At 73.1% G+C, this 22,011-nt stretch carries 21 protein-coding genes; 18 read left to right on the top strand and 3 right to left on the bottom strand.

Annotation, left to right across the window (positions count from 1 at the left end; all coding sequences use genetic code 11):
- Window positions 1-82: 82 nt before the first annotated feature.
- The 10 genes from G407_RS0108860 to G407_RS0108815 all read left to right on the top strand — a co-directional run bounded on the left by G407_RS0108860 (window position 83) and on the right by G407_RS0108815 (window position 10,781).
- Window positions 83-1,186: an NAD-dependent epimerase/dehydratase family protein gene (locus G407_RS0108860; RefSeq protein ID WP_029030520.1), complete on the top strand. Its 1,104-nt coding sequence runs from the start codon at window positions 83-85 to the stop codon at window positions 1,184-1,186.
- Window positions 1,183-2,274: an NAD-dependent epimerase/dehydratase family protein gene (locus G407_RS26665; RefSeq protein ID WP_043539273.1), complete on the top strand. Its 1,092-nt coding sequence runs from the start codon at window positions 1,183-1,185 to the stop codon at window positions 2,272-2,274. The genes G407_RS0108860 and G407_RS26665 overlap by 4 nt, the downstream gene beginning before the upstream one ends.
- Window positions 2,271-3,572: a TIGR04295 family B12-binding domain-containing radical SAM protein gene (locus G407_RS0108850; RefSeq protein ID WP_029030519.1), complete on the top strand. Its 1,302-nt coding sequence runs from the start codon at window positions 2,271-2,273 to the stop codon at window positions 3,570-3,572. Before G407_RS26665 ends, G407_RS0108850 begins: the two co-directional genes overlap by 4 nt.
- Window positions 3,569-4,759, top strand: coding sequence for a glycosyltransferase family 4 protein (locus G407_RS26660; protein WP_052341132.1), 1,191 nt, complete (start codon window positions 3,569-3,571; stop codon window positions 4,757-4,759). Before G407_RS0108850 ends, G407_RS26660 begins: the two co-directional genes overlap by 4 nt.
- Window positions 4,759-5,874: a CgeB family protein gene (locus G407_RS31670; RefSeq protein ID WP_029030518.1), complete on the top strand. Its 1,116-nt coding sequence runs from the start codon at window positions 4,759-4,761 to the stop codon at window positions 5,872-5,874. The genes G407_RS26660 and G407_RS31670 overlap by 1 nt, the downstream gene beginning before the upstream one ends.
- The gene (locus G407_RS0108835) at window positions 5,871-6,968 is read left to right on the top strand and encodes a CgeB family protein (RefSeq protein WP_029030517.1); all 1,098 of its coding nucleotides are present in this window, start codon (window positions 5,871-5,873) and stop codon (window positions 6,966-6,968) included. Before G407_RS31670 ends, G407_RS0108835 begins: the two co-directional genes overlap by 4 nt.
- A complete protein-coding gene (locus G407_RS0108830) occupies window positions 6,965-8,074 on the top strand; it encodes a CgeB family protein (RefSeq protein WP_029030516.1) in 1,110 nt (369 codons plus the stop codon). Before G407_RS0108835 ends, G407_RS0108830 begins: the two co-directional genes overlap by 4 nt.
- 96 nt (window positions 8,075-8,170) lie before the next feature.
- Window positions 8,171-9,214: a UDP-glucuronic acid decarboxylase family protein gene (locus G407_RS26655; protein WP_052341131.1), complete on the top strand. Its 1,044-nt coding sequence runs from the start codon at window positions 8,171-8,173 to the stop codon at window positions 9,212-9,214.
- A 140-nt stretch (window positions 9,215-9,354) separates the two neighbouring features.
- Window positions 9,355-9,834 carry a c-type cytochrome gene (locus tag G407_RS0108820; protein WP_052341130.1) on the top strand — a complete coding sequence of 160 codons (480 nt, stop codon included), beginning with the start codon at window positions 9,355-9,357 and terminating at the stop codon, window positions 9,832-9,834.
- 20 nt (window positions 9,835-9,854) lie between these two features.
- A complete protein-coding gene (locus tag G407_RS0108815; protein WP_029030514.1) occupies window positions 9,855-10,781 on the top strand; it encodes a cytochrome c in 927 nt (308 codons plus the stop codon).
- Here G407_RS0108815 and G407_RS0108810 read toward each other — a convergent pair.
- The 3 genes from G407_RS0108810 to G407_RS0108795 form a co-directional block, all read right to left on the bottom strand.
- A complete protein-coding gene (locus G407_RS0108810) occupies window positions 10,778-11,221 on the bottom strand; it encodes a DUF6314 family protein (protein ID WP_245259057.1) in 444 nt (147 codons plus the stop codon). The genes G407_RS0108815 and G407_RS0108810 overlap by 4 nt on opposite strands.
- 14 nt (window positions 11,222-11,235) lie before the next feature.
- A complete protein-coding gene (locus G407_RS30340) occupies window positions 11,236-12,465 on the bottom strand; it encodes a coiled-coil domain-containing protein (protein WP_052341129.1) in 1,230 nt (409 codons plus the stop codon).
- A 98-nt stretch (window positions 12,466-12,563) separates the two neighbouring features.
- Window positions 12,564-13,208: a DUF1134 domain-containing protein gene (locus tag G407_RS0108795; RefSeq protein WP_084327405.1), complete on the bottom strand. Its 645-nt coding sequence runs from the start codon at window positions 13,206-13,208 to the stop codon at window positions 12,564-12,566.
- A 142-nt stretch (window positions 13,209-13,350) separates the two neighbouring features.
- Between G407_RS0108795 and G407_RS30335 the strand changes: the two genes are divergently transcribed.
- The 8 genes from G407_RS30335 (at window position 13,351) to G407_RS0108755 (ending at window position 22,003) form a co-directional block, all read left to right on the top strand.
- Window positions 13,351-13,905, top strand: a complete 555-nt coding sequence (locus tag G407_RS30335; RefSeq protein WP_156917519.1) for a YHS domain-containing (seleno)protein — start codon at window positions 13,351-13,353, stop codon at window positions 13,903-13,905.
- Between the two features lie 152 nt (window positions 13,906-14,057).
- Window positions 14,058-14,702 (top strand): histidine phosphotransferase ChpT, encoded by a 645-nt coding sequence (gene chpT, locus G407_RS0108785; protein WP_029030511.1) that lies wholly within the window; start codon window positions 14,058-14,060, stop codon window positions 14,700-14,702.
- Window positions 14,703-15,143: 441 nt separating this feature from the next.
- Window positions 15,144-17,927, top strand: coding sequence for a hybrid sensor histidine kinase/response regulator (locus G407_RS0108780; RefSeq protein ID WP_029030510.1), 2,784 nt, complete (start codon window positions 15,144-15,146; stop codon window positions 17,925-17,927).
- The gene (locus G407_RS0108775; protein WP_029030509.1) at window positions 17,924-18,415 is read left to right on the top strand and encodes a chemotaxis protein CheW; all 492 of its coding nucleotides are present in this window, start codon (window positions 17,924-17,926) and stop codon (window positions 18,413-18,415) included. Before G407_RS0108780 ends, G407_RS0108775 begins: the two co-directional genes overlap by 4 nt.
- A 20-nt stretch (window positions 18,416-18,435) precedes the next feature.
- Window positions 18,436-18,801 carry a response regulator gene (locus G407_RS0108770; RefSeq protein WP_029030508.1) on the top strand — a complete coding sequence of 122 codons (366 nt, stop codon included), beginning with the start codon at window positions 18,436-18,438 and terminating at the stop codon, window positions 18,799-18,801.
- Window positions 18,802-18,877: 76 nt separating this feature from the next.
- Entirely contained in the window at window positions 18,878-20,104 is a 1,227-nt protein-coding gene (gene cheB, locus G407_RS0108765; RefSeq protein WP_029030507.1) for a chemotaxis-specific protein-glutamate methyltransferase CheB, read from the top strand.
- Window positions 20,101-20,952 (top strand): CheR family methyltransferase, encoded by an 852-nt coding sequence (locus G407_RS0108760; protein WP_029030506.1) that lies wholly within the window; start codon window positions 20,101-20,103, stop codon window positions 20,950-20,952. Before cheB ends, G407_RS0108760 begins: the two co-directional genes overlap by 4 nt.
- A gap of 94 nt (window positions 20,953-21,046) precedes the next feature.
- Entirely contained in the window at window positions 21,047-22,003 is a 957-nt protein-coding gene (locus tag G407_RS0108755) for a hypothetical protein (protein WP_029030505.1), read from the top strand.
- The last annotated feature ends 8 nt before the right edge of the window (window positions 22,004-22,011 follow it).

Here is a 22,011-nt window from a genome sequence, read left to right as displayed (position 1 = left end):
ACCGCCGAGCCGGCGACACGTTCGCCCGAGCATCTTCTTCTTCCCGCGCCCGCTCTCGACCGCGGGCCCTCAGGGAGCGTTCATGACGAAGACCTACCTGATCACCGGCGGCATGGGATTCATCGGCCGCGCGCTCGCCGCGGAGCTGACGGCGCAGGGGCACGCGGTGCGCCTGCTGGACAGCCTCGTCGAGCAGGTCCACGGGGCCGGCGCTCCGGCCGTTCCCGACGGATGCGACTTCATCCGGGCGGACGTGCGCGACGCGGACGCGGTGCGCCGCGCGATCGCGGGCGTCGACGGCGTCTTCCATCTCGCGGCCGAGGTGGGCGTCGGCCAGTCGATGTACGAGATCGAGCGCTACACGAGCGCCAACGACGTCGGCACCGCGGTGCTCCTCCAGGAGCTGATCGAGCAGCCGGTCGAGCGCGTCGTCGTCGCCTCCTCCATGAGCGTCTACGGCGAGGGTTGGTATCGCGCGCCCGATGGCAGCCGCGTCGGCGACGCGCGCCGCGACCGGCGCGCCATCGAGGCCGGGCGCTGGGACCCCGTCGTCGGCAACGCGGCGCTCACCCCGGTCGCCACCGACGAGACCAAGCCCGTCGACCTCGCCTCGATCTATGCGCTCGGCAAGTACGCGCAGGAGCGGGCGGTGATGATCGCCTGCCCCGCCTACGGCATGGAATGCGTGGCGCTGCGGCTCTTCAACGTGTTCGGCCCGGGCCAGGCGCTGTCGAACCCCTACACCGGCGTGCTCGCCAACTTCGCCGCCCGCTACCTCAACGGCGAGGCGCCGACGATCTTCGAGGACGGGCAGCAGAAGCGCGACTTCGTCCACGTCGACGATGTCGCCCGCGCCTTCCGTCTCGCCATGGAGACGCCGGAGGCGAACGGGGAGGTGATCAACATCGGCTCGGGCCGCGCCTACACGGTGTGCGACGTCGCGCGCCTGCTGGGCGAGGCGATGGGCGCCGGCGTCGAGCCCGAGATCCTCGGCAAGTCGCGCGCCGGCGACATCCGCCACTGCTTCGCGGACATCGCCAAGGCCCGCGAGATCCTGGGCTTCGAGCCGCGCCACCGGCTGGAGACCGCGCTCGGCCCGCTCGTCGCATGGGTCGCCTCGCAGAAGGCGGCCGATCGCGGGGCCGAGATGCGCCGTCACCTCGAGGCGCGAGGGCTCGTGACATGACGGGCGGCGCGGCCCCCTCCCCCCTCGTCGTCGTCGGCGGCGCCGGCTTCATCGGCGCGAACCTCGCCGAGAGCGAGCTCGCCGCGGGCGGCCGGGTGACGATCGTCGACTCGCTCGCCCGCCCCGGCGTCGGGCGCAATCTCGCCTGGCTGCAGGAACGCCACGGCGAGCGCGTGCGGCACGTCCACGCGGACATCCGCGATGCCGCCGCGCTGGAGAGCGCGGTCGCCGGCGCGCGCGGCGTCGTCCATCTCGCCGCGCAGGTCGCGGTGACGACCTCGCTCGCCGACCCGATGGAGGACTTCTCCGTCAATGCGGCCGGCACGCTCGGCCTGCTCGAGGCGGTGCGGCGCACGAACCCGGACGCGCCGGTGATCTTCGCCTCGACCAACAAGGTCTACGGCGACCTCTCGGGCCATGCGATGCGCGAGGGTGCGGAGCGCTGGGCGCCCGCGGACCCCGACCTCGCCGCGCACGGCGTGCCCGAGACCCAGCCGCTCGACTTCCACACGCCCTACGGCTGCTCGAAGGGCGTGGCGGACCAGTACGTGCTCGACTACGCCCGCAGCTTCGGGCTGCGCACCGCGGTCATGCGCATGAGCTGCGTCTACGGCCCGCGTCAGTTCGGCACCGAGGACCAGGGCTGGGTCGCGCATTTCGTCATCCGCGCGCTGCGCGGCGAGCCGATCACGATCTTCGGCGACGGCAAGCAGGTGCGCGACGTGCTGCACGTGTCGGACGCGGTCGCGGCCTACCGCGCCGCGCTCGAGCGCATCGACGCCGTGCGCGGCCGCGCCTTCAACCTCGGCGGCGGCCCCGCCAACGCGGTCAGCCTGCGCGCCGTGCTCGAGGCGATCGAGGATCTCGCCGGCCCCGTCCGCCTCGACCACGCCGACTGGCGCCAGGGCGATCAGCTCTGGTTCGTCGCCGACACGCGCGCCATCGAGGGGGCGCTCGGCTGGCGGGCGCGCACCGGCTGGCGCGACGGTCTCGCCGATCTCGCCCGCTGGCTCGAGACCCAGGACTTCCTCCGCGAAGGCGCCCCCGGCGCCGCGCGCGAGACGACCGAAAGGAGGCTCACGGCATGAAGGTGGCGCTCGTCAACCCGGCCTGGAGCTACGACGGCTCGATCTATTTCGGCTGCCGCCACGAGCATCTCCCGCTCGAGCTCGGCTATTCCAAGGCGCTGCTCGAGGCGGCGGGCCACGCGGTGCTGATGCTCGACGGCCAGCTGATGCGCGCCGGCAACGGCGCGCTCGCGGCCCAGGTCGCGGACTTCCGGCCCGACATGACCGTGGTCACGACGGCGCCGACCTACCTGTTCTGGCGCTGCGCCCCGCCCGAGCTGCGCGTGCCGGCCGAGTTCCTCGCGGCCCTCGCCGGGCGTGGCGGGCGCACGGTCGCGGTGGGCCCGCACGGCTCGGCGACGCCCAGGCCGACGCTGGAGAAGCTCGGCGTCGACGCCGTCGTGCGCGGCGAGTGCGAGGAGACCCTCGTCGCGCTCGCGCAGACGTCGGACTGGGATCGCGTCGACGGCGTCGCGCGCCTCGTCGACGGGGACCTCGTCACGCGCGGGCCGACGATGGCGAGCCCCTTCGTCGACCACGCGCCGCTCTCCTGGCCGCGCGAGTGGCTCGAGAACCACCCGCACCACCACCATCGCTTCGACGAGGGTCCGTTCGTCGGCTTCGGCGCCGAGGTCGAGGCCTCCCGCGGCTGCCCGTACGAGTGCGCCTTCTGCGCCAAGATCGATTACCGCGACAAGTACCGCCGCCGGAAGCTCGAGCACGTGCTCGCGGAGATCGATGGGCTGATCGACCAGGGCGTCGGCTACCTCTACTTCATCGACGAGATCTTCCTGCCGCAGAAGGCGCTGCTCGAGGCGCTCGTCGAGCGCCCGGTCGTCTTCGGCGTGCAGACGCGCATCGACCTGTGGAAGCCCGACCTGCTGGAGCTCTTGGGCGAGGCGGGCTGCGTCTCCATCGAGGCGGGACTCGAGAGCCTCACCGAGGAGGGGCGCGCCATGCTGGCCAAGCGCTGCCGCATGGACACGCCGGAGCTGGCGGCGCTCCTCGTGAAGGCGCGCGCGCACGTGCCCTTCGTGCAGGCGAACCTGATCGGTACGCCGACCGACTCGACGGAGATCGTCGCGCACTGGCGCGAGCACCTGATCTCGCGCGGCGTGTGGGCGAACGATCCCGTGCCGCTCTACCCCTATCCCTCCTCGCCGTCCTACCGCGACCTCTGGGGGATGCCGGACGACCGGGCCTGGGAGCGCGCGCACGAGCATTATCTCGCGGCCTTCGACCGCTTCAGCGACATCCAGGACGAGCGCCCCCGGCCGCTGCCGGAGCTGGAGAACGCCTGCTGCGGGGTGCGGGCATGAGGACACCGCCCCTTCGCTCGCCCTCGCTCTCGTCTCCCCCCGCCCCGCGCCGGATCCTCGTCACCTGCGATGCCGTCGGCGGGCTCTGGCGCCACGCCCTCGACATGGCCCGCGCGCTCGCGCAGCACGACGTCGCGATCGTCCTCGTCGCGTTCGGCCCGGAGCCCGCCGCCGAGCAGCGCGAGGAGGCGCGCGAGGTGCCGGGCCTGACGCTGCTCTGGTTCGACCATCCGCTCGACTGGCTCGCCGGCGACGAGACGGCGCTCGCCGGGGTGCCCGCGGTCCTCGACGGCGTCGCCGAGCTCTACGACGTCGACCTCCTGCACCTGAACTATCCCTCGCAGGCGCGCGGCCTCGCCACAACCCGGCCCGTGGTCGCCATGTCGCATTCCTGCCTCGCGACCTGGTGGGAGACGATGCGCGAGGGGCCGATGCCCGACGCCTTCGCGCTCAACCGCAGGCTCGTGAACGAGGGCTTCGCCCGCGCCGACCGCGTCCTCGCGCCGAGCCGCAGCCATGCGAACGCGCTGCGGCGCGCCTACGGCCCGATCCCGGGCCTCGCCGTCGTGCACAACGGGCGCTACCCGACCCCGACGCCGGAGGAGGCGCGCGGCGACGGGACGGAGGCCGTCGTCCGGGCCTGCGCCGTCGGCCGCTGGTGGGACGAGGCGAAGAACGCGCACGTCCTCGACGCCGCCGCCGCGCGCGCGACGACGCCGATCGCCGCGATCGGCCCGACCGAGGGGCCGCAGGGCCAGCGCGTCGGCTTCGCGCATGTCGAGGCGCGCGGCACGCTCTCGGCCCGGGAGACCTGTGCCGCCCTCGCCCGGGCGAGCGTCTTCGTCTCGCCGGCGCGCTACGAGCCCTTCGGCCTCGCCGTGCTGGAGGCCGCGCAGGCGGGCTGCGCGCTGGTTCTCGCCGACATCCCGACCTTCCGCGAGGTGTGGGACGGCACGGCCTTCTTCGTCGAGCCCGACGACGCCGCCGGCTTCGCGCAGGCCATCGACCGGATCGCCGCCGACCCCGACCTGCGGGCCGCGCGCGTCGCCCTCGCCCGCGAGCGCGCCGGCGCCTACGCGCCGACGGTCCAGGCGGCGCGGCTCCTCGACGTCTACGCGGACGTCCTGGCGAACGCCCCCGACGATCCGATGCGTCCGCTCCCCTCCTCCCTGGCCGAGACGGTGTGATGCGTTTCGTGTTCTACACCCACTCGCTCACGTCCGACTGGAACCACGGCAACGCGCATTTCCTGCGCGGCGTCATGCGCGAGCTCGTCGCGCGCGGGCACGCGGCCACCGCGCTCGCGCCCTTCGACGCCTGGAGCCGGGCGAATCTCGTCGCCGACCAGGGCTTCCGGGCGCTCGACCGCTTCGCGCACGACTTCCCCGAACTCGACGAGCAGCTCTACGAGTCCGGCTTCGATCACGCCGCCGCGCTCGAGGGCGCCGACGTCGTCGTCGTGCACGAATGGACCGATCCGGCGCTGGTCGCGGAGGTCGGCCGGCTCCGCCGCGAGGGCACGCCCTTCACGCTCCTCTTCCACGACACGCACCACCGGGCGGTCTCCGCCGAGGACGCGATCGCCGGGCTCGACCTCTCCGGCTACGACGGCGTGCTCGCGTTCGGCGAGACACTGGCCGCGCGCTACCGCGCCGCCGGCTGGGGACGGCAGGTCCACGTCTGGCACGAGGCCGCCGACACGCGGCTGTTCCGGCCGATGCCGGAGATCGAGAAGACCGGCGACCTGATCTGGATCGGCAACTGGGGTGACGGCGAGCGCGACGCGCAACTGCGGGAGTTCCTGGTCGAGCCGGTGCGCGATCTCGGGCTCGCCGCCGAGGCGCGGGGCGTACGCTACCCGCCGCACGCGCTCGCCGCGCTCGACGAGGCCGGCATCGCCTACGGCGGATGGATCGCCAACGCGGATGCGCCCGACGCCTTCGCCCGCCACCGCGTCACCGTCCACGTGCCGCGTCGCCCCTACGTCGAGAGCCTGCCCGGCATCCCGACGATCCGCCCCTTCGAGGCGCTGGCCTGCGGCATCCCCCTCGTCTGCGCGCCCTGGGACGACGCCGAGGGGCTGTTCCGGCCGGGGGAGGATTACCTCCTCGCCCGCGACGGCGACGAGATGCGCGCGGCGCTTCGCGGCATCCTCGACGATCCGGACCGCGCCGCGGCCCTCGCCGCGTCCGGCCTGGAGACGATCCGCGCCCGCCACACCTGCGCCCACCGCGTCGACGAGCTGATCGGCATCCTCGCCGACCTCGGCGTCGACCACCGCGAGACGGAGACCGTACCGTGAAGATCGCCTTCTATGGGTCGAGCCTCCTGTCGTCCTACTGGAACGGCGCCGCGACCTACTACCGGGGCCTGCTGAAGGCGCTCGCCGCCCACGGCCACGAGATCACCTTCTACGAGCCCGACGCCTTCGACCGGCAGACGCACCGCGACATGGACGAGCCGCCCTGGGCGCGCGTCGTCGTCTGGGAGGCGAGCGCCGAGGGGCTGCGCGGCGCCGCGGCGCGGGCGGCGGAGGCCGACGTCGTCGTCAAGGCGAGCGGTGTCGGCTACGCCGACGACGCGCTGCTCGAGGCCGTGATGGGCGCCGCACGCGCGGACGCGGTGAAGCTGTTCTGGGACGTGGACGCGCCCGCGACGCTGGCCGAGATGGCCGCCGACGAGAGCCACGCCGTGCGCCGCATGCTGCCGCGCCTCGACGCGGTGATGACCTACGGCGGCGGCCATCCGGTGGTGACCCGCTACGAGGGCTTCGGCGCCCGCGCCTGCCACCCGATCTACAACGCCCTCGACCCGGACACCCACCACCCGGTGCCGGCCGACCCGCGCTTCGCCGCCGATCTCGCCTTCCTCGGCAACCGCATGCCCGATCGCGAGGCGCGGGTGCGCACCTTCTTCCTGGAGCCCGCGGCGGCGGCGCCCGACAAGTCGTTCCTGCTCGGCGGCTCGGGCTGGGAGCCGTGGCAGCTCACGGGCAACGTCCGCGCCATCGGCCATGTCGGCCAGGGCGAGCACAACGCCTTCAACGTCACGCCCAAGGCCGTCCTCAACGTCAACCGCGAGAGCATGGCGCATATCGGCTTCTCGCCGCCGACCCGCGTCTTCGAGGCGGCGGGCGCGGGGGCCTGCCTGATCACCGACCATTGGGAAGGCGTGGCGGAGTTCTTCGCGCCGGGCGAGGAGATCCTCGTCGCCCGCGACGGAGCGGACGTCGCCGAGATCATGGGCTGGCTCGAGCCCGACGACGCGCAGCGCATCGGCCGCTGCGCCCTCGAGCGCGCGCTGCGCGACCACACCTACGCCCGGCGCGCGGTGGAGGCGGACGCCATCCTGCGCGCGCTCGCCGGTGCGAAAGGCCGCGAGGGAGCCGCCGCATGACGAAGCCCCTCGACATCGTCGTCCTCGGCCTGTCGCTGTCCTCCTCCTGGGGGAACGGCCACGCGACCACCTTCCGCGCGCTGCTGCGCGGCGCGGCGGCGCTCGGGCACCGCATCACCTTCCTCGAGCGCGACGTGCCCTGGTACGCCGACCACCGCGACCTGCCGGACCCGGACTTCTGCGACTTCCGGCTCTACCCGGACCTCGCGGCGCTCGACGCCCATGCCGCGACGATCCGCGATGCGGACGCCGTGATCGTCGGCTCGTACGTGCCCGACGGGCCGGCCGTGATCGACCGCGTGCTGGAGATCGCCCGCGGCGTCGTCGCCTTCTACGACATCGACACGCCGGTGACGCTGGCCCAGCTCGCGCGCGGCGAGACGCCGTCGCTGGAGGCGCGGCAGATCCCGCTCTTCGACGTCTACTTCTCCTTCACCGGCGGCCCGACGCTGGATCGCCTGGAGCGCGACCTCGGCGCCCGGGCGGCGCGGGCGCTCTACTGCTCGGTCGAGCCGGAGCGCTACCGGCCGACGGGCGAGCCGTACGCGTGGGACCTCGGCTATCTCGGCACCTACTCGCCCGACCGCCAGCCCGCCCTGGAGCGCCTCCTCCTCGAGCCCGCCCGGCGCCTGCCGGACAAGCGCTTCGTCGTCGCCGGGCCGCAATATCCCGACGACATCGCCTGGCCCGACAACGTCACGCGGATCCCGCACCTGCCGCCGGCGGAGCACCCGTCCTTCTACGCCCGCCAGCGCTTCACGCTCAACGTCACGCGCGCGGACATGATCGCGGCCGGCTTCGCGCCGAGCGTGCGCCTGTTCGAGGCGGGCGCCTGCGCCACCGCCATCGTCGGCGATTATTGGGAGGGGCTCGGCACGCTCCTGCCGGACGGCGCGGCGATGCTCGTCGCGCACGACGCAGACGACGTCGTGCGCATCCTGACCGAGCTTCCCGCCATGCGCCGCGACGCCATCGCAGCGCGCGCCCGCGCCATCGTGCTCGCCGAGCACACCGGCGAGGCCCGCGCGCGCGAGCTGGTCGACGGGCTCGAGCAGGCCCGCGCCGCTCGCACGGCTGCGCCTCGGAAAAAAGTCGCCGCCCTGTGAGCCGGGCATGCATCTTCTCTCCGGCCCGGTGCGTTGGGGCGAGGAAATCCACCCGATGCCGGATGGGATCGGCGATCTTCGGAAAGGTGATCCAGTATGAATACTTTCCGTTCACGCAACAAGCCGCGCTCGCGCGCCGTCCTCGTCGCCGGTGGCGCCGGCTTCCTCGGCTCTAATCTGTGCGAGCGCCTGATCGCCGACGGCGAGCGCGTGATCTGCCTCGACAACCTGCAGACCGGCACGACGCAGAACCTCGCCGCGCTCGCCCGCGAGCCGCGCTTCTCGCTCGTGGAGCAGGACGTCTGCGATCCGATCCCGCGCGCGATCGAGGTCGACGCGGTGCTCAACCTCGCCTGCGCCGCCTCCCCGCCGCGCTACCAGGCGGACCCGGTCCACACGATGATGACGAGCGTGATGGGCACGCGCCACCTGCTCGACCATTGCGCGGCGCACGGCGCCCGCTTCGTCCAGGCCTCGACGAGCGAGGTCTACGGCGATCCGCGCGAGCACCCGCAGCGCGAGGACTACTGGGGCCACGTCAACCCGATCGGCCCGCGCGCCTGCTACGACGAGGGCAAGCGCGCCGGCGAGACGCTGTGCTTCGACTACCGGCGCGGCAAGGGCGCCGGCACGCCGGTCGACGTGCGCGTCGCACGCATCTTCAACACCTACGGCCCGCGCATGCGCCCCGACGACGGGCGCATCGTCTCCAACCTGATCTGCCAGGCGCTGGCCGACGAGCCGTTGACGATCTACGGCACGGGGGAGCAGACGCGCTCGTTCTGCTACGTCGACGACATGATCGAGGGGCTCGTGCGCCTCATGCGAGTCGATCCCGCCCCGGAGACCCCGATCAACCTCGGCAACCCCGGCGAGTTCACCATCCTGGAGCTCGCCGAGATGGTCCTCGACCTCGTCGAGACCACCTCGCGCCTCGTCCACGAGCCGCTCCCGACGGACGATCCGCAGCGCCGCCGCCCCGACGTCTCGCGCGCCGAGGCCCATCTCGGCTGGCACCCGAAGACGCCGCTCGCGGCGGGCCTGCCGCCGACGATCGACTGGTTCGCCGGTCTCGCGCAGCCGCGGCGCGGGGAGCGTCGCGCCCCGGCGGCGGCGACGGCGCTGCACGGCGTCGCCTGAGGGCGCGCGGGCCGATCACACTCGCGTGACCGGCCCGCGTCGCGACCCGCACGGCCTCGTCGCGGGGCTGTCCGCGGCGGAAAGCCGCGCTATCCTCCTCGGAGCCGCTCCGATCCGGACGCCAGCCCGAGGGGGACCCCGTGACGCTCAGACCGACCCGCATCGCCTACGTGACCGGCCTCGCCGTCGCCCTCGCCGCGCCCGCTGCGCTGGCTCCCGTGCTCTTCGCAGCGAGCGCCCTCGCGCAGGGCGAGCCGATCGCCGCGCGCCAGGAGATCATGAAGGGCGTCGGCAACGCGACCCGCACCGGCGTGCAGATGATCCGCGGCGAGGCGCCCTTCGACCTCGATACCGCCCGCGAGACCTTCGCCGTCTACATCGACGCGTCCGAGCGCATGCCCGGCCTCTTCCCGGAGGGGACCGAGACCGGCGGCGACACCAAGGCCGCCCCGGCGATCTGGGAGGACAAGGAAGGCTTCGACGCGCTGTTCGTCGAGTTCGGCGAGCGCGCCGCGGCGGGCCTCGAGGCGACGACGGACCAGGCGAGCTTCCAGGCCGCGCTGGGCACCGCGACGCAGTCCTGCCGGACCTGCCACGAGCAGTTCCGGCTCGACAATTGAGCGGCAGCGGGTCCGCTCGCATGAGGGACGCGCTCCAGAAGACGGCGGTGGTCGCGGCGACGCTCGGCATCCTCGCCGTCTTCGGCTTCTTCCTCCTCACCGATCCCGACCTGCAGGGCACGGGCCTGGAGCGCGTGCCCGGCGGGGAGGTCGACCTCGCCAACGGCGAGACCCTGTTCCGGGCGGGCGGCTGCGCCTCCTGCCACGCGACGCCGGAGCAGGACGACCCCCTCCACCTCGGCGGCGGGCTCGCTCTCGAGACGGACTACGGCACGTTTCGGGTCCCCAACCTGTCGCCGTCGCGCGACGGCATCTTCGGCTGGACGACCGCGCAGTTCGTGCGCGCCATGCGCGGGGGCGTCTCGCCGGAGGGGGAGCACTATTATCCGTCGTTCCCCTACACGTCCTACACGCGGATGACGGCCGCGGACCTGCGCGATCTGCACGGCTTCCTGATGACGCTGGAGCCGGTCGACGGCGCCGCTCCCGACCACGACCTGCGCTTCCCGTTCTCGGTCCGCCGTGGCATCGGCCTGTGGAAGCTCGCCTACCTCGACGGCGAGCCCTTCGCGGCACCCGAGGGGATGGACCCGCTGCTCGCGCGCGGCGCCTATCTCGTCGAAGGCCCCGGTCATTGCGCGGAGTGCCACTCGCCCCGCAACGCGCTCGGCGCCATCCGCGAGGACGCCCGTTTCGCCGGCGGGCCGAATCCGGAGGGGCGCGGATTCATCCCCAACATCACCCCGCACGAGACCGGCATCGGCGGCTGGTCGCGCGCCGAGATCGTCGAGCTTCTGGCGAGCGGCTTCACGCCGGAGTTCGACGTCGTCGGCGGGCAGATGGCGAAGGTCGTCGACAACACCTCGGAGCTTTCGGCGGAGGACCGCGACGCGATCGCCGCCTACCTCCTCGCGCTTCCGCCCCGTCCCGAGACGCCGCGGGATTAGGCGCCGCGGCGCCTGTAGAGCGTCCGGCTGACGTAGTCCTTCGCCGGCCCGCGCACGCGGTGGACGATCCGCATCGTGCCGTCGGGCTCGAAACGATAGGTGCTCTCGTAGGTATCGGCGCCGCAGAGGTGCGCGGCCGTGCCGACCAGGGCGTCGCCTTCCGGCACGGGCAGGATGCGGTGGAACCGGCGCTGCGGCGCCTCGTCGAACAGCACGTCGAAGCCGCCGCCGACCGCACGGAAGACGTAGCGCCGCGCGGCCCTCAGGCACCGGCCGTCCGCCAGCGCCAGCGTCCCGCTCTCGTGGTAGGCGAGCGCGCCGTCGCGCATCGGCGTGAAGCGCGCCGCCCCGCGCAGGGTCGCCAGCCCCTCGACGAGGCGGTCGATCTCCCAGGCGCCTTCCAGAACGGCGAGGACGGCGTCGGGGGAGCCCCAGCCCACGTCGTGCGGCCCGATCAGGAACGCGCCCGCGCCGGCGCCTGCGCGCCGCCCGCGCCCGGCTCGGCGGCCTGGCCGGCGCTCGGCGGGACGGTGGCGGGCGCGTCCGCGCCGGCGTCTCGGCCGGCCTCCGGCGAGAGCCGCCCGGCGGAGCGCCTGACGCGAGCGTCGACGACCTCCGCACGATGGGCGAGATCGCCCGCCTCGTCCGCGGGCTTGCGCTCGCCCCGCCGCTCGCGCCCGTCCCGCGTCGCCCGCGCCCGCGCGCGCTCGGCGCGCGCCGTGGCGAGCGCGCCCTCGAGCGAGCCCTTCTCGGCCTTGAGCACCTCGATGCGCTCGTTGAGCGCGCGCAGCGCGGTCTCGTGAGCGGCGCCGAGCGCGCGCTCCCGCGCCTGGATGTCGGCGATGCGCCCCTCGAGCCGCGCGGCGGTCTCCCGCGCGGCGGCGAGCGCGGCGTGGGCATCCGCCACGATGGCGCGGGCGAGGTCGCGCTCGCCCCGCGTCTCGGCCAGCTCCGCGGCACGCGCGGCGGCATTCGCGGCCTCGCGCTCCGCGGCGGCGGCCGCCTCGGCGAAGCGCCGGTCGAGGACGGCGCCCCGGGCCTGCTCGTCGGCGAGGGCCGCGCGGGTCCGCTCGTGGGCGGTCCGCTCGGCCGCCAGCTCGGTGCGGCGCTCACCCAGGCGCTTGTCGAGATCGTCGCCACGGCGCGTCTGCGTCGTCAGCCGCGTCTCGAGATCGGCGATGGCGATGCGCCGGGCGTCGTTCTCCTGGAGCGTGGCATCGTGGCGGGAGGCGAGGTCCGCGTGGGCGCTCTTGAGCTGGGCGAAGGCCTCGCGCGTGTCTGCGAGGTCGCCCCGCGTATCGGAGAGGGTCGCCTCCGTCTCGGCCAGGGTCCCGCGCGTCGCCGCGAGATCGGCCTCGAGCACGGCGATGCGCGCGTCCCGGCCGGCGACGTCGCGCCCGAGCGCCTCGATGCGCACGGCGCGGCGCCCGAGCTCGGCGAGGTCGGCGTGCTTGCCGGCGAGCGTCGACTCGAGCCGCTGCTCGATCCGGCGCTCGCGCAGGGCGAGCTGCGCGCGCAGATGATCGCGCTCGGCGTTGAGCTCGACGAGGGATCGCGGGAGCTGCGCCTCGAGGCGGCGGCGCGCGAGCCGGTCGGCACGCGCCGCGAGCGCGGGCGCCATCAGCAGCGCCAGGAAGGTCGCCGCCAGGAAACCCAGCGCTATGAACATCGCGGCTTCGATCACGCGTCGCCTTCCGAGGCATGGGTCCGAGGCATGAGCCAGCATGCGTCAGTTAAGCCAAACGCCCGCGCGACGCCAGCGTTGCAGCGGCATCGACGACGCTAGAAGGGATTCCAGGTAGGCTGCGCGGTGAACTTGAGGTACCCGAGGTTGACGCCGAGCCGCGCGCCCACGCCCGTGCGGATCGGCACGACCACCATGTCGTCCGCCATCAGCGCCGTCATGCCCACGCCGCCGACGAGGTACGCCGACCCGTCGATGCCGACGAAGCGCCGGTAGAGCGCCTCCGTGGCGGGGAGATTGTAGACGAGCATCATCGTGCGCGCGCCGTCGCCGCCGACGTCGAAGCCGAGCGTCGGCCCCTGCCAGAACACCGGGCGGTGGCCGGCATTGCGGGTGTAGAGCGTGCCCTCGCCGTAGCGCAGCCCGCCGAAGAAGGCGCCCGAGCCCTCCTGCCCGAGGATGTACCCGTTCGGCTGGCCCCAGCGCGAGACCGCCTGCTCGATCGCGAGCGCGAGGCCCCGCGAGGTCGAGCCGAAGAAGCGGTGTCCCGCCTCGACCGTCTCGGCGGTCGTGTAGGTCTGCGTGTCGCGCATCATCTGCGCGTTGGTCGCGCGCGGATCGTTCGGCGCGGCGGCCGCGACGCTCGGCGCGACGAGCACCAGCGCGGCGACGAGGGCGGCGATCGCGGGAGCCGCGGGCGCGAGACGGGCGAGGCTCGCGAGAACCTGTCGGGCGGCGCGCATGTCTTCGTCTCCGGCTTATGGGCCGATCGCTACAATTCGAGCGATCGGCTCGACGTGATCTTCAGCCATGATGGCCATGTTTGCGGCCGACACGGGGCGAGGGCCGCACCTGCGGCTCACGGCAGGGAAGAATTCACTCGAGATGCACAACAGATCCTTAACGCTGGCAGCGCTCGCGCTCCTCCTCGCGACGCTCCCCGCGGGAGAGAGCCGCGCCGCGAGTGCCGCGCGCGCGGGCACCGAGGGCGCCGCGCTCGTCGCGGCGCTGCCGTCGGCGATCGGCGTGACCGAGCAGCTGGCGTTCCACGCACTCTCGGGTTTCGCGCTCGACGGGCTCGACCCGGTCACCTACTTCCTTCCCGAGGGTCCCCGGCCGGGGCGCGGCGCCTACGAGATCGTCTGGCGCGGTGCGGCCTGGCGCTTCCATTCCGCCTCGAACCGCGCCGCCTTCGCCGCCGGCCCCGAGCGTTTCGCGCCGCGGCTCGGCGGCTACGACCCGGTGGCGCTCGCGCAGGGACGTCTCGCGGCCGGCCGCCCGGATCTCCACGTGGTCGTGGACGGCAGGCTCTACCTCTTCCACGACGCGCAGAGCCTCGAGCGCTTCGCCGAGGCGGCGGCGGGCGGGGTCCTCGCCGACGCCGAGCGCGCCTGGCCGCGGGTCGCCGCGGGGCTGGTCGATCCGGCGAGCGGGAGCTGAGCGCCGCCGGACCCGCGCTCTCGCGACGGCTTTGCAACGCGACGCCTTGCGGTTACGAAGGGCGACGGCGCACGCGCGCCCGAATCGCACGCGACGGCGCCTTCGCTGGAGAGGCCGGCGCCGCTCGCCGCCCAGGTCCCGCGGAGGTCCCCATGGCCACGGTCTCGCTCGACTCCCTCGATCTCGCCGCGCTCCTGTGCTCGCGCGTATGCCACGACGTGATCAGCCCCGTGGGCGCGATCGTCAACGGCCTGGAGGTCATGGAGGAGGAAGGCGGCGACGAGGAGATGAAGACCTTCGCGCTCGACCTCATCCGCAAGAGCGCCCGCCAGGCCTCCGCCCGCCTCCAGTTCGCCCGCATCGCCTTCGGCGCCGCCGGCTCGGCAGGCGCGGCGATCGACCTCGGCGACGCCGAGAGCGTGGCCAAGGGCTTCTTCACGGACGACCGCACGACGCTGACCTGGACGGCGCGGCGCATGCTCCTGCCCAAGAACCGGGTGAAGCTGCTCCTCAACCTCATCGTCATCGCCGCCCAGGGCATCCCCCGCGGCGGCACGATCGACGTCACCGTCGGCGGCGACGAGGCCACCTCGACCTTCATGATCAAGGCGCAGGGGCGCAACGCCCGCATCCCGACCCACGCGCCCGCGCTGGTGCGCGGCGAGGCGGAGGACGGCACGGTCGACGCCCACGCGATCCAGACCTACTACACCGGCCTCGTCGCCCGCGCCGCCGGCATGGGCGTCGACTTCGCCCTCGACGGCGAGACGCTGACGATCGCCTCGGCCCCGGCCTGACGGATCGGCCCCGAAGACCCGAGGCGGTCCTCGTCCGTGGGCTCGCCGGTCCGCTCGTCGGCCGGCTCGCGCCGGCGCCGCCGCGGGATGCCGCGAGCTCCATCGCCCCGCGCGCAGGGCAGCCTCGCCACGTTGCTCGGCGCGCCGCCCGACGTCGGCGGCCCGATCGGGCTCGTGGGCAATTCCGGAAACACGACCGAGCCACATCTGCACGTCCATGCCCCGCGCAGAGGGAGCGGCCGAGGCCCGGTCGATGCCGGGCCCGTCGCGCTTTCCATCGAGGGTCGGCTTCCGATCCGAAACGACACCATTACGGTCCGCTGGCTCCGTTACGACGAGCATTCGCGCTCGGCGCGCCCATTCGAGGAAACGGAACTTAAACGACTTCGGGCCACTCTCGATCAGACCCGGCCCAGCCCTCTGGTGGATCGAGAGATATCCATGGATGAACTGCTTCGCGAATTTTTGACCGAGACGAGCGAGCACCTCGACACGGTCGACGTCGAGCTCGTTCGCTTCGAGCAGGACCCCAACAACGAGAAGATCCTCTCGAACATCTTCCGGTTGGTCCACACCATCAAGGGGACCTGCGGCTTCCTCGGCCTGCCGCGCCTCGAGAGTCTCGCCCATGCCGCCGAGACCCTGATGGGTCGGTTCCGCGACGGGCTGCCGGTCACCTCGAGCGCGGTGACGCTGATCCTCGCCACGCTGGACCGGATCAAGGAGATCCTCGCGGAGCTGGAGCGGACCGCCGCGGAGCCGGAGGGCGTCGATTCCGACCTGATCGGCGAGCTCGAGCGCATGGCGAGCGCCGACGAGACGACGCTGCTCGCCGAGGCCGCCGCCGCGCCGGAGCCCGCGCCCGAGCCGGTCGCGCCCCCCGCGCCCGAGCCGGAGGCGCCGCGCCTGGGCGAGGTGTCCCTCGACGAGCTCGAGCGCGCCTTCCTGGAGGCGCCCGGTCCGGACGAGGACTTCGCCCCGCCCGCGCCCGCGCCGATGCCGGCCGCCGTCGCGGTCGTCGCGGAGCCGCAGCCCGCTCCGGCGCCCGCCCCCGAGGCCGCGAAGCCCGCACCGGCGCCGAAGCCGGCCGCGAAGCCCGCCGGCGCCAGGGACACCGCCGCCAAGGACAACGCCTCCCAGGAGGGTGCCGCGAGCGGCGAGAACGTCGCCAAGGTGCAGACGATCCGCGTGAACGTCGACACGCTCGAGCACCTGATGACGATGGTCTCCGAGCTGGTGCTGACCCGCAACCAGCTGCTCGAGATCGCCCGCCGTCACGAGGACAACGGCTTCAAGGTCCCGCTCCAGCGCCTCTCCCACGTCACGGCCGAGCTGCAGGAAGGCGTCATGAAGACGCGCATGCAGCCGATCGGAACGGCCTGGCAGAAGCTGCCGCGCATCATCCGCGACCTGTCCTCCGAGCTCGACAAGAAGATCGAGCTCGTCATGCAGGGCGCCGACACCGAGCTCGACCGCCAGGTGCTCGAGGTCATCAAGGACCCGCTCACCCACATGATCCGCAACTCGGCGGATCACGGCATCGAGACCCCCGCCGAGCGGCGCGCCGCCGGCAAGCCCGAGCGCGGCAACATCCGTCTGAACGCCTATCACGAAGGCGGCACGATCACGATCGAGATCTCGGACGACGGCAAGGGCCTGAACTTCGAGGCCATCCGCAAGAAGGCCGTCGATCGCGGGCTCGGCAGCGAGGCCGAGATCGAGCGGATGAGCGAGGCGCAGATCGCCAAGTTCATCTTCCATCCCGGCTTCTCGACGGCCAAGGCCGTCACCGCGGTCTCCGGCCGCGGCGTCGGCATGGACGTCGTCAAGACGAACATCGAGCTCATCGGCGGCACGGTCGAGATCGCGTCCGAGCAGGGCAAGGGCTCGACCTTCACGATCAAGATCCCGCTCACCCTGGCCATCGTCGCCGCCCTCATCGTCGCCGCTCGCGACCAGCGCTACGCCATCCCGCAGGTGGCGGTGCTCGAGCTCGTGCGCGTCAAGAAGGGCTCCGACCACCAGATCGAGCGCATCAACGGCACGCCGGTGCTGCGCCTGCGCGACCGGCTCCTGCCGATCGTCCCGGCAGCCAAGGTGCTCGGTCTCGACGGCGCCGCGGCGGATGCCGGCGACGAGGGCTTCGTCGTCGTCTCCCAGGTCGGCCGCCAGCGCTTCGGCATCCTCGTCGACGGCGTCTTCCACACGGAAGAGATCGTCGTGAAGCCGATGTCGACGAAGCTGCGCCACATCCCGCTGTTCTCCGGCAACACCATCCTCGGCGACGGCGCCGTCGTGCTGATCATCGACCCGAACGGCGTCGCCAAGATGGTCGACAGCGGCAAGTCCGAGCAGGGCTACGGCTTCGAGGAGCCCACGGAGTCCGAGGCGACGGAGGAGACCGAGACCGTGACGCTGCTCGTCTTCCGCGGCGGCGGCGCGAGCCTCAAGGCGGTGCCGCTCTCGCTCGTCACGCGCCTCGAGGAGATCGACGCCTCGAAGATCGAGTGGGTCGGCGGGCGTCCGCTGATCCAGTACCGCGGCAAGCTGATGCCGCTCGTCCCGGCCGACCCGTCGATCCAGATCAAGAGCGAGGGCACCCAGGCGCTCGTCGTCTTCTCCGACGGGGATCGCACGATGGGTCTGGCGGTCGACGAGATCGTCGACATCGTCGACGACGTGCTCGACATCGAGCTCGCCGACGACCGGTCCGACCTCGTCGGCTCGGCGGTGGTGCGCGGGCGCGCCACCGAGATCGTCAACGTGGCGCACTACCTCCCGCTGGCGCACGAGGACTGGACCCGCGGCGGCCCGCCGCGGATCGCCAACCTCTCGCGCACGCTGCTGCTCGTCGACGACAGCCCGTTCTTCCGCGACATGCTCACCCCTGTCCTCAAGGCCGCCGGGTTCAAGGTGATCACGGCGGGCTCGACCGAGGAGGCGCTGCAGGTGCTCGCCGCCGACAAGCGCATCGACGTCATCGTCACCGACATCGAGATGCCCGGCCGCGACGGCTTCGCCTTCGTCGAGGCGGTGCGCGCCCAGGCGCGCCTGCACGACGTGCCGGTGATCGCGCTCTCCTCCGGCATCACGCCCGAGGCGATCGAGCGGGCGCGTCGCCTGCGCATCTCGGAGTTCGTCGCCAAGTTCGACCGTTCGGGCCTCGTCGCCGCGCTCGCCGAGACGCAGCCCGACATCCGCAGCTCCCTCGGAGAAGCCGCATGATCGCCGCCAACCAGAACGACACCGCGCGCGACGGCCGCCTGTCTGGCGACATGGAGGAGTTCGTCACCGTGATGGTGGCCGACCAGATGTTCGGCCTGCCCATCGACCGGGTGCACGACGTCTTCATCGCCTCCTCGCTGACGACCGTCCCGCTCTCCCCGCCCGAGATCGCGGGCCTCCTGAACCTGCGTGGCCGCGTCGTCACCGCCGTCGACCTACGCCGGCGTCTCGGCCTGCCGGACCGCTCCACGTCGGGCGACGAGATGGCGGTGGGGCTCGAGCACAAGGGCGAGAGCTACGGGCTCCTCGTCGACTCCGTCGGCGAGGTGATGAAGCTCTCCGTCGACACGCACGAGCCGAGCCCGGTCCACATGGATCCGCGCTGGGTCAAGCTCTCGCACGGCGTGCATCGCCTCGAGGGCCGGCTGCTCATCATCCTCGACGTCGACGCCGTCCTCGCCTTCGACGCCGAAGCCCGCGCGGCCTGACCCGCGCGAAGGAGCCCGCCATGAAGCACTGCCTCGTCGTCGACGACTCGGCCGTCATCCGCAAGGTCGCCCGCCGCATCCTGGAGGGCCTGTCGTTCCGCATCAGCGAGGCGGAGGACGGCGAGCAGGCGCTCGTCGCCTGCCGCGCGCAGATGCCGGACGCGGTGCTGCTCGACTGGAACATGCCCGTGATGGACGGCTACGACTTCCTGCGGGCGCTGCGCGCGCTCCCGGGCGGCCAGCACCCGAAGGTCGTGTTCTGCACCACCGAGAACGACGTCGCCAACATCGCCCGCGCCATGCGCGCGGGCGCCGACGAGTACATCATGAAGCCCTTCGACAAGGAGATCATGACCGCGAAGATGCAGGAGGTCGGGCTCGCCTGAGCAGCTCCCTCGGTTCGTCAGCCCTCGCGCCGCGTCCGCCCTGCCGGCCGCGCCGCGCTACCTTCGAGCACGCGTCATGTCATCCGCCCTCGCTTCGACCTCGCACAACGCGCCGCCGCAGGCCACGCGCGTCATGATCGTGGACGACTCCGTCGTCGTGCGCGGGCTCACCTCCCGCTGGCTGGAGGAGGAGGGCTTCGTCGTCGCCGCCACCTGCTCGAACGGCCGCGTCGCCGTCGAGCAGGTCGAGCGTGCGCGCCCCGACATCATCGTCCTCGACATCGAGATGCCGGAGATGGACGGGCTGCAGGCCCTGCCGCTGCTGCTCGCCAAGGCGCCGCGGGCGACGATCATCGTCATCTCCACGCTGACCCAGCGCAACGCCCAGGTCTCGCTCAAGTGCCTCTCCATGGGCGCGACCGACTACCTGCCCAAGCCCGAGAGCCACCGCGGCGTGACCACGTCCGCGAGCTTCCGGCAGGAGCTCATCGCCAAGGTCCAGGGCCTCGCCGCCCGCCACCGCCGCGCGCCCGCGGCTCCCGCGATGCGCTCGCCCTCCCCCGCCTCCGCACCGGCCCAGCGCACGAGCTTCTCGCCGACGACGCGCACGCCGGTCTCGGCGCCGGTCGTCGGCCAGATCCGCCCGGCGCCGGAGGCGGCGCAGGCGCGCATGCAGACGACGCGGGTCGTGGTGCGGCCCCGCGTCGGGCTGGTGCATCCCAAGGCGCTCCTCGTCGGCGCCTCGACCGGCGGCCCCCGCGCCGTGGGCGAGGTGCTCTCCGCGCTCGCGCCCTCGCTCAAGTCCGTGCCGGTCCTCATCGTCCAGCACATGCCGCCGATCTTCACCGCCGTCTTCGCCGAGCATCTCGGCACGCAGACGCGCATGCCCGCCGCCGAGGGCCGCGACGGCGAGAAGCTCGAGCCCGGCCGCATCTACGTCGCGCCGGGCGGCAAGCACATGGGCCTGCGCAAGGACGCGTCGGGCGCGGTCCACGTGCGCATCGACGACGGCCCGCCGGAGAACTTCTGCAAGCCCGCGGTCGACGTCCTCTTCCGCGACGCCGCCGCCGTCTACGGCGCCTCGGCGCTCTCCGTCGTGCTCACGGGCATGGGCTCGGACGGCACGCTCGGCGCCAAGGCGCTCGTCGCCGCCGGCGGGCTCGTCTACGCCCAGGACGAGGCGACGAGCACCGTCTGGGGCATGCCCGGCTCGATCGCCAAGGCCGGCCTCGCCCACGATATCCTGCCGCTGCCGGCGCTCGCGCCGGCCCTCAAGTCCCTGCTCACCGGAGGCGCGGCATGACGGACGCCGACTTCGAATACCTGCGCGCCCTCCTCAAGTCCCGCTCGGGCCTCTCGCTCGCGCCGGAGAAGCGCTACCTCGTCGAGAGCCGGCTCGGGCCGGTGTGCCGCAAGCACCAGATCCCCGGCCTCCCCCAGCTGGTGCAGGTGCTGCGCGGCGGGCGCAACTCCTCCGTCGAGACGGAAGTCGTCGAGGCGATGACGACGAACGAGACCTTCTTCTTCCGCGACAAGACGCCCTTCGACATCTTCCGCGATCAGCTCCTGCCCAAGCTCGCCGCCGCGCGCGCCACGCAGAAGCGCCTGCGCATCTGGTGCGCCGCCGCGTCGACGGGCCAGGAGCCCTACTCGCTCGCGATGATCGTCGACGAGATGAAGCCCCGCCTCGGCGGCGTGCAGGTGGACATCCTCGCCACCGACCTCGCCGACGAGGTGCTCGCCAAGGCCAAGGCCGGCGTCTACTCGCAGTTCGAGGTCCAGCGCGGCCTGCCGATCCAGATGCTGCTGAAGCACTTCAAGCAGGACGGCGAGCAGTGGCGGATCTCGCCGGCGATCAAGAACATGGTCCAGTTCCGGCCGCTGAACCTGATCCGCGACTTCTCGAGCCTGGGCCAGTTCGACATCGTCTTCTGCCGCAACGTGCTGATCTACTTCGACCAGCCGACCAAGGCGGACGTGCTGCGGCGCCTGTCGAACGCGCTCGCAGCCGACGGCGCGCTGTTCCTGGGCGCCGCCGAGACGGTGATCGGCCTCACCGGCGCCTTCCAGCCGCATCCCGAGCACCGCGGCCTCTACGTCCCCACCCGCGCCCAGCCGGCTCCCGCGCCGCGCCTCGCCGCGAGCGCCTGAGGACGACGCGCCGGCTGCACAGGGAACGGGTGGCGCCACCGCCCGCGCCCCCCGAAGCTCGCCTCTCGATGATCGACATCGGAGGGCGGGCGGCATGGAGACGACGGCGGGTATGCGCACGGGGGCCGCGGCGCGGCTCCTCGTGGGGCCGGGGCTCGTCGCGGGCTTCACGCTCCTCTCGGCGGTGCGCGACGTCTTCCTTTCCGATCGGCTGCAGGCCGAGCCGCCGCTCGTCGTCGCGGCGCTGGCGTTCGCCGTCACCAACCTGGCCTTCGGCCCCTTCCTCCTGCGTGCCGTGCGTGCGAAGCGCGAGGCCCTCCGGGGTGCGGGGCGCCTCGCACTCGGCGTCAACGCCTCCACGGCGGCCGCCTGGCTCCTCTACTTCGCCGCACTGGCGAACAGCCCGCCGGCGATCGTGATCACGATCTGGTCGGCGGCGGGCCCGCTCGCCGCCGCCTGGCTCGTCACCCGCGCGAAGCCGGGGGAGGCGATCGGCGCCGGTGCGCGGATCGGCCCGCGGGAACGGCTCGCCTACGGGCTGCAGTTCCTGCTCGCGCTCGGCCTCGCCCTCGGCACCGGGGGCGTGGCGCTGGCGGGAGGCGACGGGCCGGTCATGCTCGTCGGCAACCTGTGCGCGCTCGCCAGCGGGCTCGCGATCACGGTCTCGGTCCTGCAGTCGCAAGCCCTCGCCCTGCGCGGCCTCGCGCCCGCCGAGATCATGGGCCTGCGCTTCCAGCTCACCGGCGCGCTCGCCGTCGTCGGGGTCCTCGTCGCCGGCCCGCCCCTCGCGACGCTCCTGGACGAGCGGCTCGTCGCGGTCGCCGGGCTCGTGGCGGCGCTGATCGTGCTCCCGAACTTCGTGCTCCAGATCGGCGTCGTGCGCACGAACGCGGTGACTGCGAAGATCATCCTCTCCTTCGCCCCGAGCCTCACCTTCGCCCTCCAGACCCTCGTCCTGGGGATCGCGCCGACCACCGCGACAGCGGTGGCCGTGGGCCTGTTCTTCGCGCTCGCCGTGGCGGGCGCGCTGGCGCGTGCGGCGCGGGCATGACGGGAGCG

The sequence above is a fragment of the Salinarimonas rosea DSM 21201 genome, assembly GCF_000429045.1.
GTDB lineage: Bacteria > Pseudomonadota > Alphaproteobacteria > Rhizobiales > Beijerinckiaceae > Salinarimonas > Salinarimonas rosea.
This window is presented reverse-complemented; position numbering and strand designations above follow the sequence as displayed.

Coding starts and splice junctions, on each gene's coding strand:
- G407_RS0108860 (WP_029030520.1), top strand. CDS start 83: ATGACGAAGACCTACCTGATCACCGGCGGCATGGGATTCATCGGCCGC.
- G407_RS26665 (WP_043539273.1), top strand. CDS start 1,183: ATGACGGGCGGCGCGGCCCCCTCCCCCCTCGTCGTCGTCGGCGGCGCC.
- G407_RS0108850 (WP_029030519.1), top strand. CDS start 2,271: ATGAAGGTGGCGCTCGTCAACCCGGCCTGGAGCTACGACGGCTCGATC.
- G407_RS26660 (WP_052341132.1), top strand. CDS start 3,569: ATGAGGACACCGCCCCTTCGCTCGCCCTCGCTCTCGTCTCCCCCCGCC.
- G407_RS31670 (WP_029030518.1), top strand. CDS start 4,759: ATGCGTTTCGTGTTCTACACCCACTCGCTCACGTCCGACTGGAACCAC.
- G407_RS0108830 (WP_029030516.1), top strand. CDS start 6,965: ATGACGAAGCCCCTCGACATCGTCGTCCTCGGCCTGTCGCTGTCCTCC.
- G407_RS26655 (WP_052341131.1), top strand. CDS start 8,171: ATGAATACTTTCCGTTCACGCAACAAGCCGCGCTCGCGCGCCGTCCTC.
- G407_RS0108815 (WP_029030514.1), top strand. CDS start 9,855: ATGAGGGACGCGCTCCAGAAGACGGCGGTGGTCGCGGCGACGCTCGGC.
- G407_RS0108795 (WP_084327405.1), bottom strand. CDS start 13,208: ATGCGCGCCGCCCGACAGGTTCTCGCGAGCCTCGCCCGTCTCGCGCCC.
- G407_RS30335 (WP_156917519.1), top strand. CDS start 13,351: ATGCACAACAGATCCTTAACGCTGGCAGCGCTCGCGCTCCTCCTCGCG.
- chpT (WP_029030511.1), top strand. CDS start 14,058: ATGGCCACGGTCTCGCTCGACTCCCTCGATCTCGCCGCGCTCCTGTGC.
- G407_RS0108780 (WP_029030510.1), top strand. CDS start 15,144: ATGGATGAACTGCTTCGCGAATTTTTGACCGAGACGAGCGAGCACCTC.
- G407_RS0108775 (WP_029030509.1), top strand. CDS start 17,924: ATGATCGCCGCCAACCAGAACGACACCGCGCGCGACGGCCGCCTGTCT.
- G407_RS0108770 (WP_029030508.1), top strand. CDS start 18,436: ATGAAGCACTGCCTCGTCGTCGACGACTCGGCCGTCATCCGCAAGGTC.
- cheB (WP_029030507.1), top strand. CDS start 18,878: ATGTCATCCGCCCTCGCTTCGACCTCGCACAACGCGCCGCCGCAGGCC.
- G407_RS0108760 (WP_029030506.1), top strand. CDS start 20,101: ATGACGGACGCCGACTTCGAATACCTGCGCGCCCTCCTCAAGTCCCGC.
- G407_RS0108755 (WP_029030505.1), top strand. CDS start 21,047: ATGGAGACGACGGCGGGTATGCGCACGGGGGCCGCGGCGCGGCTCCTC.